We start from the raw sequence: 7,766 nt of genomic DNA, 5'->3' as shown, positions 1-7,766 counted from the left end.
ACGCCGGCGGCCAGCGCCAGGCCGGCGGTGGCGGCGCCCGCGGTGTACTGCCAGGTCCTGACGGTCCGCGCACGGGGGAGACGGGGGAGGTGCACAGACCGGACACGGACGGCCTTCGTCAGCCGCGTGACGCGTGGCCCGGCGCTCGCCAGACGCGGTCGTACGGCGTTCGCGATCCGCACCATTCGCGGTCTCGCGGCTCGCCAAGGCCTCAGCTCTGGCACGACCACCAGCCCCTTTCGCGATCACACACCTGCGTGAGGGACACTTAACCACCAGAACTATGTGCTGATCATGGAGGAGCCACCGGTGGAGTTCGACGTCACGATCGAGATCCCGAAGGGTTCGCGGAACAAGTACGAGGTGGACCACGAGACCGGTCGGATCCGCCTGGACCGTCGCCTCTTCACCTCGACCGCCTACCCGACCGACTACGGCTTCGTCGAGAACACCCTCGGCGAGGACGGCGACCCGCTGGACGCGCTGGTCATCCTGGACGAGCCGACCTTCCCGGGCTGCCTCATCCGCTGCCGCGCGATCGGCATGTTCCGCATGACGGACGAGGCCGGCGGCGACGACAAGCTGCTGTGCGTCCCGGCCACGGACCCGCGTGTGGAGCACCTGCGCGACATCCACCACGTGTCCGAGTTCGACCGCCTGGAGATCCAGCACTTCTTCGAGGTGTACAAGGACCTGGAGCCCGGCAAGTCGGTCGAGGGTGCCAACTGGGTGGGCCGCACGGACGCCGAGGTGGAGATCGAGCGGTCGTACAAGCGCTTCAAGGAGCAGGGCGGCCACTGACCGGCCGGTTTGTCGTCCGCGGGCCGCGGCACCCTGTGGGGGTGGCGCGGCCCGTTTGCGTTCCCATGCGCATACTGAGGCCTACGGAAGGTGTCGTTCAGGGAGCGGTGCAGGTGACGGAGGCGGAGGACCGCAAACCCCGGTCCGACGAGGCGCGGTACGACCCGGAGATCACGTCCGAGTTCGCCATTCCCCGGGGGCTCGACGTTCCCAGGGGCGACGACTCGGAGACGACCTCGGAGTTCGCGGTGCCGGAGGGGCTGCTGAGTCCGCAGCCGCCGAGCGCCGAACCGGAGGGGTCCGCGTTCAGCCCGCCGAGCACCTACAGCGCCGACCAGGCCCCGTCCGCGTTCACGCCGGCCACCGGGGTGCCGCTGGTCAGCCTGGTCAAGGACGCGCCCTGGCAGGACCGGATGCGCACGATGCTGCGCATGCCGGTGACCGAGCGGCCGGCGCCGGAGCCGGTGCAGCGGGTGGAGGAGGGCGGCCCGGCCGTCCCGCGCGTGCTGGACCTGACCCTGCGTATCGGGGAGCTGCTGCTGGCCGGCGGCGAGGGCGCGGAGGACGTGGAGGCCGCGATGTTCGCGGTGTGCCGGTCCTACGGCCTGGACCGGTGCGAGCCGAACGTCACCTTCACGCTGCTGTCGATCTCGCACCAGCCCTCCCTGGTGGACGACCCGGTGACGGCGTCCCGGACGGTACGGCGGCGGGGCACCGACTACACCCGTCTGGCGGCCGTCTTCCGCCTCGTGGACGATCTGACCGACCCGGAGACCCATGTCTCGCTGGAGGAGGCCTACCGGCGGCTGGCGGAGATCCGCCGCAACCGGCACCCGTACCCCGGCTGGGCGCTGACCCTGGCGAGCGGGCTGCTGGCCGGTGCGGCCTCCGTACTGGTCGGCGGTGACGTCGTCGTGTTCGTGGCGGCCGCGGTGGGCGCCATGCTCGGCGACCGGCTGGCGTGGCTGTGCGCCGGGCGCGGGCTGCCGGAGTTCTACCAGTTCACGGTGGCCGCGATGCCGCCCGCGGCGATCGGGGTGGCGCTGACGCTGGCGCACGTGGACGTGAACGGCTCGGCGGTGATCACCGGTGGGCTGTTCGCGCTGCTGCCCGGGCGGGCGCTGGTGGCGGGCGTGCAGGACGGGCTGACCGGCTTCTACATCACCGCCTCCGCCCGGCTGCTGGAGGTCATGTACTTCTTCGTCGGGATCGTCGTCGGCGTGCTGGTCGTCCTGTACTTCGGCGTGAAGATCGGCGGCAAGCTCAATCCGGACGCGGTGCCGACCATCTCCCAGCGGCCGCTGATCCAGATCGCGGCCTCGATGCTGCTCTCGCTGACCTTCGCCGTCCTGCTCCAGCAGGAACGGTCCACCGTGCTCTGGGTGACCCTCAACGGGGGAGTCGCCTGGTCGGTGTACGGCGCGATGCGCTACGCGGGCGACATCTCGCCGGTGGCCTCCACGGCCGTGGCGGCGGGCCTGGTGGGACTGTTCGGGCAGCTGCTGTCCCGGTACCGGTTCGCCTCCGCGCTGCCGTACACGACGGCGGCGATCGGACCGCTGCTGCCCGGTTCCGCGACCTATTTCGGGCTGCTGTCCATAGCGCAGAACGACGTGGACAAGGGGCTGGTGTCACTGGCCAAGGCCGCGTCGCTGGCGATGGCCATCGCCATCGGGGTCCACCTCGGATCGGAGATCTCCCGGCTGTTCCTCCGGGTCGGCTCCGCCGGGAAGCGGCGCGCCGCGAAGCGGACCAGGGGCTTCTAGGCGCGCCCGGCTCGACCGCGCCCCCGGCTACTGCCGCCGGTGGTCGTACGGGTAGGGGTACTGGCCCTGGTTCTGGTCCTGGCCCTGGCCCTGGTTGTGGTTCTGGGCCTGGTTCTGGTTCTGGTTCTGGTTCTGGTCGGGGTCGTACTCGTTCTGGCCGTACTGGTTCGCGCCGTAGGGGTTCTGGCCGTACTGGTTCTGACCGTACTGATGCGCGCCGTACGGGTCCTGGCCGTACCGGCCCTGGTCGTACTGCTCCTGCGGGTACTGCTCCTGCGGGTACTGCTGCGCGGGGTACTGCTCCTGCGCGTACTGCTGCTGCGCGTACCGCTGCTGGTCGTAGTACTCGTCGTGGCCCTGCTGCTGGTTCCACTCCTGCTGCTGCGGCTGCTGGTACTGCCGCGGCTGCTCCTGCTCGACGCGGCGCAAGCGGGTCGTGGCGTCGTCCATGACCGGGGGCTGCCGGTACTGCGGCTGCTGCGGGGCGGACGGCTGCGGGGACTGGGGCCGGGGCTCGGGCCGGGTCTGCTCGGCCTTCTTGCTCTTGCCGCGGGCGCGGAGGAACTCGATGCCGATCGGGACCACCGAGACGAGGACGACCAGGATGAGGATCGCCTCGATGTTGTCCTTCACGAACGCGTGGCCGCCGAGCCAGGAGCCGAGCAGGGTGACGCCCGCGCCCCACAGGACGCCCCCGATGACGTTGAAGATCAGGAACGAGCGGTACTTCATGCCGCTGACGCCGGCGATGATCGGCGTGAACGTGCGCACGATCGGTACGAAACGGGCGAGGACCAGGGACTTCGGGCCGTACTTCTCGAAGAACTCGTGCGCCTTGGTGACGTTCTCCTGCTTGAACAGGCGCGAGTCCGGCCGGTTGAACAGGGACGGGCCGACCTTCTTGCCGAACATGTAGCCCGCCTGGTCGCCGAGGATCGCGGCGAGGCAGATCAGGGCGATCGCCCCCCACAGCGGGAAGTCCAGGTCACCGGAGGTGATCAGCAGGCCGCAGGTGAACAGCAGCGAGTCGCCCGGCAGGAAGAAGCCGATGAGCAGGCCGGACTCCGCGAAGACGATGAGCAGCAGGCCCCAGATGCTGTAGGTGTCGAGCAGATAGTTGGGGTCCAGCCAGCTCGGGCCGAGGGCGAGTGTCATCACGGGTCCGGGCTCCTGGGGGGTGAAGGCGGCTGAACGCCGACGGGCGCCGTACAAAACTATCAACGTGGGGGGACCGCCCCGGGTTCCACCGCGGTACCGGCTCCCGCCCGGGGCCCGGAGCCGGGCCGGACCCCGGGCCCCAGGATGTCAGGGCGTGGTGTGCCGGTCCGCGTTGGCGAGGATCGCATCGCGCAGGTGTTCGGCGAGACCCGGGTGCAGGGAGTCGTAGAACGCCTTGAAGCGCTCGTCGGAGACGTACATCTCCGCGAAGCACCGGTGCATCTCGTACGGGACCTCGAAGTAGTACCGGCTGATGTGCCGGCGGTGCTCCTCGGCCAGCTCCATGGCCGGCTCGCCGGCCGGCGGGCCTCCGGCGGCGACCAGGGCGGCGTAGCGCTCGCCCCAGTCGTCCACCTCGGCCTGGATGCGCTTCCAGTCCTCCTTGGTGTAGGCCGCCGCGCGGCGCTGCGACTCGGCGTACGCCGGGGTGCCGCCCCAGCGCTGCCCGGCCTCCTCGGCGTACTGCTCGGGGTCGTTGTCACCGAACACCTCGAACCGCTCCTGCGGTGTCAGGTCGATGCCCATCGTGCGTGCCTCCAAGGCGTGCTCCACGGCCGCGGCCATCTTCTGCAGCTTCTCGATCCGGGCGGTCAGCAGCCGGTGCTGCCGGCGCAGGTGGGTGCGCGGGTCCGCGTCCGGGTCGTCGAGCAGGGCCGCGACCTCGTCGAGCGGGAAGCCGAGCTCGCGGTAGAACAGGATCTGCTGGAGCCGGTCGAGGTCGGCGTCGCTGTAGCGCCGGTGGCCGGCGTACGTGCGCTCGCCGGGGGCGAGCAGGCCGATCTCGTCGTAGTGGTGCAGGGTGCGCACCGTGACGCCGGCGAACCCCGCGACCTGTCCCACGGAGTAGCTCACTTTCCGCTCCTTGTCGTCGGTAGGCCTCCACGCTCGGGCCTCACGCCACGTGAGGTGCAAGCGGGATGCGGTTCGGGATGTTGCATACGTTTTGTCCGCTTATGGTGATCGCGTGGCCCAGGAGACGACGCAGGAGCCCCCGAGCGCCCCGACCGCTCCGGCACGGGCTCTGCTGCCGTTCATCCTGCCCGCCGTCGTCGTGGGCGTGGCCGCGAGCCTGGTCTTCGTCGGGGTGAGCACCGCCGCGGAGCGGCTGCAGCGCCTGCTGTGGGGACCCCTGCCGGACGCGCTGGGCGTGGGCCGCTGGTCCGCGCCGTGGCTGTTCATCATGCTCCCGGTCACCGGTATCGCCGTAGGGCTGGTGGTCTGGAAGGTGCCCGGCCATGCCGGTCCCGACCCCGCCACCCTGTCGCTGCACGCGCCCGTCCTGCCGCCCGCCGTGCTGCCCGGCCTGGTCCTGGCCACCGCCCTCATGCTGGCGGGCGGCCCCAGCCTCGGACCGGAGAACCCGATCATCGCCGCGAACGTGGGTCTGACCGCCTGGCTCGGCGCGCGCCTCATGCCCAGGACACCGGACACCCTGTGGCCCGTCCTGGCGGAGTCCGCGACGATCGGCGCCCTGTTCGGCACGCCGGTGGCGGCGGCGCTGGTCATCTCCGAGGCGATGGCGGGGCGGCCCATGCGGGGCCGGCTGTGGGACAACGTGTTCGCCCCGCTGACCGCCGGTGCGTGCGGCGCGATGACGACGACCCTGGTGGCCCACCCCACCTTCGACCTGGGCCTGCCGCCCATGGGTCACCCGCGCGCGGGTGACCTGCTGGCGGCGCTGGTGATCGCCCCGGTGGCCGCGGCGCTCGGCATGTGCGCCGTCTACGCCTTTCCCCACGTCCACGCGGCCTTCCGGCGGCTGCGGCACCCGATGCTGATGCTGCCGGCGGGCGGAGTCGTGCTGGCCGGCCTGGGGGTCCTGGGCGGGCCCCTGACGCTGTTCAAGGGGTTGTCCGAGATCGGGGAGCTGGCCCGCGATCCGCAGGACTGGTCGGCGGGCGGGCTGACCACCATGGCGGTGGTGAAACTGGCCGCGCTGCTGGTCGCCGCGTCCTGCGGGTTCCGGGGCGGCCGGATCTTCCCCGCGGTGTTCGTCGGCAGCGCCGTCGGTCTCGCCGCCCACGCGCTCGTGCCGGCCGTGCACCCCTCGCTGGGGGTCGCCACGGGCGTCCTCGGCATGCTCCTGGCGATCACCCGGCAGGGCTGGGTGAGCCTGTTCACCGCCGCCGTCCTGGTCGCCTCGCCGGCCGTCCTGGCGCTGCTGTGCATCGCCTCGCTGCCGGCCTGGCTGCTGGTGACGGGCCGTCCGCAGATGCAGCTGCGCGAGGACGGCACCCCGGTCCGCTGATCCCCCACTTCCCCGAGAGGCACCCATGGCCCTGCACAAAGGTTCCGAGCGGCACGAGGCGCGCACGGTATCGGTCAACCCGTTCTTCGGGGAGGCCGATCCGGTCGGCGGCATGACCGAGGCCCCGCCCACCCACCGGCTGCCGGACGTCCCGCTGGCCCCGTCCACGGCGTACCAGCTGGTGCACGACGAGCTGATGCTGGACGGCAACTCCCGGCTGAACCTGGCCACCTTCGTCACCACCTGGATGGAGCCGCAGGCCGGGGTGCTGATGGCGGAGTGCCGGGACAAGAACATGATCGACAAGGATGAGTACCCGCGCACGGCCGAACTGGAGCGGCGCTGTGTGGCGATGCTCGCCGACCTGTGGAACGCGCCGGACCCGGCGGCCGCGGTGGGCTGTTCCACCACCGGGTCCAGCGAGGCGTGCATGCTCGCCGGAATGGCCCTGAAGCGGCGCTGGGCGCGGCGGAACGCCGACCGGTACCCGGGCGCGCGGCCCAACCTGGTGATGGGCGTCAACGTCCAGGTCTGCTGGGAGAAGTTCTGCAACTTCTGGGAGGTGGAGGCCCGGCTGGTCCCCATGGAGGGCGAGCGCTTCCACCTGGACCCCCAGGCCGCCATCGAGCTGTGCGACGAGAACACCATCGGGGTCGTCGGCATCCTCGGCTCCACCTTCGACGGCTCCTACGAGCCGATCGCCGACCTGTGCGCGGCCCTGGACGCCCTCCAGGAACGCACCGGCCTCGACGTCCCGGTGCACGTGGACGGCGCGTCCGGCGCGATGGTGGCGCCCTTCCTGGACGAGGACCTGGTGTGGGACTTCCGGCTGCCGCGCGTGGCGTCGATCAACACCTCCGGCCACAAGTACGGCCTGGTGTACCCGGGCGTCGGCTGGGCGCTGTGGCGGGACCGGGAGGCGCTGCCCGAGGAGCTGGTGTTCCGGGTGAACTACCTGGGCGGCGAGATGCCGACCTTCGCGCTGAACTTCTCCCGGCCCGGCGCCCAGGTGGTGGCGCAGTACTACACGTTCCTGCGGCTGGGCCGGGAGGGCTTCCGCGCGGTGCAGCAGTCGACCCGGGACGTGGCGCGCTCGCTCGCCGACCGGATCGCCGCGCTCGGCGACTTCCGGCTGCTCACGCGCGGCGACCAGCTGCCGGTGTTCGCGCTGACGACGAACGACGACGTCACCTCGTACGACGTCTTCGACGTCTCCCGGCGGCTGCGCGAGAACGGCTGGCTGGTGCCCGCCTACACCTTCCCGGCCCACCGGGAGGACCTGTCCGTGCTGCGGATCGTGTGCCGCAACGGCTTCTCGCACGACCTGGCCGACCTGTTCGTCGACGACCTGGCCCGCCTGTTGCCGGAGCTACGGCGCCAGCCGCACCCGCTGACCCGGGACAAGGGCGCCGCCACCGGGTTCCATCACTGACCCCTGGCGTCCTCGGCGAGCAGGCCGGCGAAGGGCTCGCCCTCGTCGGCGAAGGTGTAGGCGCCCTGCTCGATACGGGAGACGAGGCCGCGGGTCCACTCGGCCTCGGAGTCGGCCGTGTGGACCCACATGTTCATGATCTCGCCGATGTGTCCGAGCTGCCCGGGACCGTCCTCGGGGATGTAGTGCTCGGTGACCGAGGCCCGCCACTGCTCGATCCGCCGGGAGCGTTCCTTCAGCAGGGCCACCGCCTCGGCCCTCGGCAGGTCCACCATGAAGCCGATGGCGGCGGTCTTCACGT

The 7,766-nt window shown here is 71.3% G+C and carries 6 protein-coding genes and 2 pseudogenes; 4 read left to right on the top strand and 4 right to left on the bottom strand.

The features are described from left to right. Nucleotides 1-185 (bottom strand): annotated as a pseudogene (locus tag IE312_RS40290) (D-alanyl-D-alanine carboxypeptidase/D-alanyl-D-alanine endopeptidase); the annotation flags it as partial. Between the two features lie 124 nt (nt 186-309). Between IE312_RS40290 and IE312_RS15675 the strand changes: the two are divergent. Continuing rightward, nucleotides 310-801: an inorganic diphosphatase gene (locus tag IE312_RS15675; RefSeq protein ID WP_030342671.1), complete on the top strand. Its 492-nt coding sequence runs from the start codon at nt 310-312 to the stop codon at nt 799-801. Nucleotides 802-914: 113 nt separating this feature from the next. Then, on the top strand, nt 915-2,567 hold the full coding sequence (locus IE312_RS15670) for a threonine/serine exporter family protein (RefSeq protein ID WP_189982181.1): 1,653 nt from the start codon (nt 915-917) through the stop codon (nt 2,565-2,567). 27 nt (nt 2,568-2,594) lie between these two features. Here the strand turns inward: IE312_RS15670 and IE312_RS15665 are convergent, their stop codons facing one another. After that, nucleotides 2,595-3,722 (bottom strand): DedA family protein, encoded by a 1,128-nt coding sequence (locus IE312_RS15665; protein ID WP_370467559.1) that lies wholly within the window; start codon nt 3,720-3,722, stop codon nt 2,595-2,597. Between the two features lie 150 nt (nt 3,723-3,872). Continuing rightward, nucleotides 3,873-4,637, bottom strand: coding sequence for a MerR family transcriptional regulator (locus IE312_RS15660; protein WP_189982177.1), 765 nt, complete (start codon nt 4,635-4,637; stop codon nt 3,873-3,875). 112 nt (nt 4,638-4,749) lie between these two features. Between IE312_RS15660 and IE312_RS15655 the strand changes: the two genes are divergently transcribed. Next, the gene (locus IE312_RS15655; protein WP_189982175.1) at nt 4,750-6,033 is read left to right on the top strand and encodes an ion channel protein; all 1,284 of its coding nucleotides are present in this window, start codon (nt 4,750-4,752) and stop codon (nt 6,031-6,033) included. Nucleotides 6,034-6,058: 25 nt separating this feature from the next. Further along, nucleotides 6,059-7,465: a glutamate decarboxylase gene (gene gad, locus IE312_RS15650; RefSeq protein WP_189982173.1), complete on the top strand. Its 1,407-nt coding sequence runs from the start codon at nt 6,059-6,061 to the stop codon at nt 7,463-7,465. On the opposite strand, the pseudogene IE312_RS40285 reads toward gad, so the two are convergent. Continuing rightward, nucleotides 7,459-7,766: pseudogene (locus IE312_RS40285) on the bottom strand (PadR family transcriptional regulator); the annotation flags it as partial. The gene gad and the pseudogene IE312_RS40285 overlap by 7 nt on opposite strands.

The sequence above is a fragment of the Streptomyces capoamus genome (assembly GCF_014654935.1).
GTDB lineage: Bacteria > Actinomycetota > Actinomycetes > Streptomycetales > Streptomycetaceae > Streptomyces > Streptomyces capoamus.
The sequence above is the reverse complement of the archived record's forward strand: the minus strand, read 5'-3'. Positions and strand labels throughout refer to the sequence as shown.

What these genes read in the sequence shown, in the direction of transcription:
- gad (WP_189982173.1), top strand. Translation starts at nt 6,059, where the DNA reads ATGGCCCTGCACAAAGGTTCCGAGCGGCACGAGGCGCGCACGGTATCG.
- IE312_RS15665 (WP_370467559.1), bottom strand. Translation starts at nt 3,722, where the DNA reads ATGACACTCGCCCTCGGCCCGAGCTGGCTGGACCCCAACTATCTGCTC.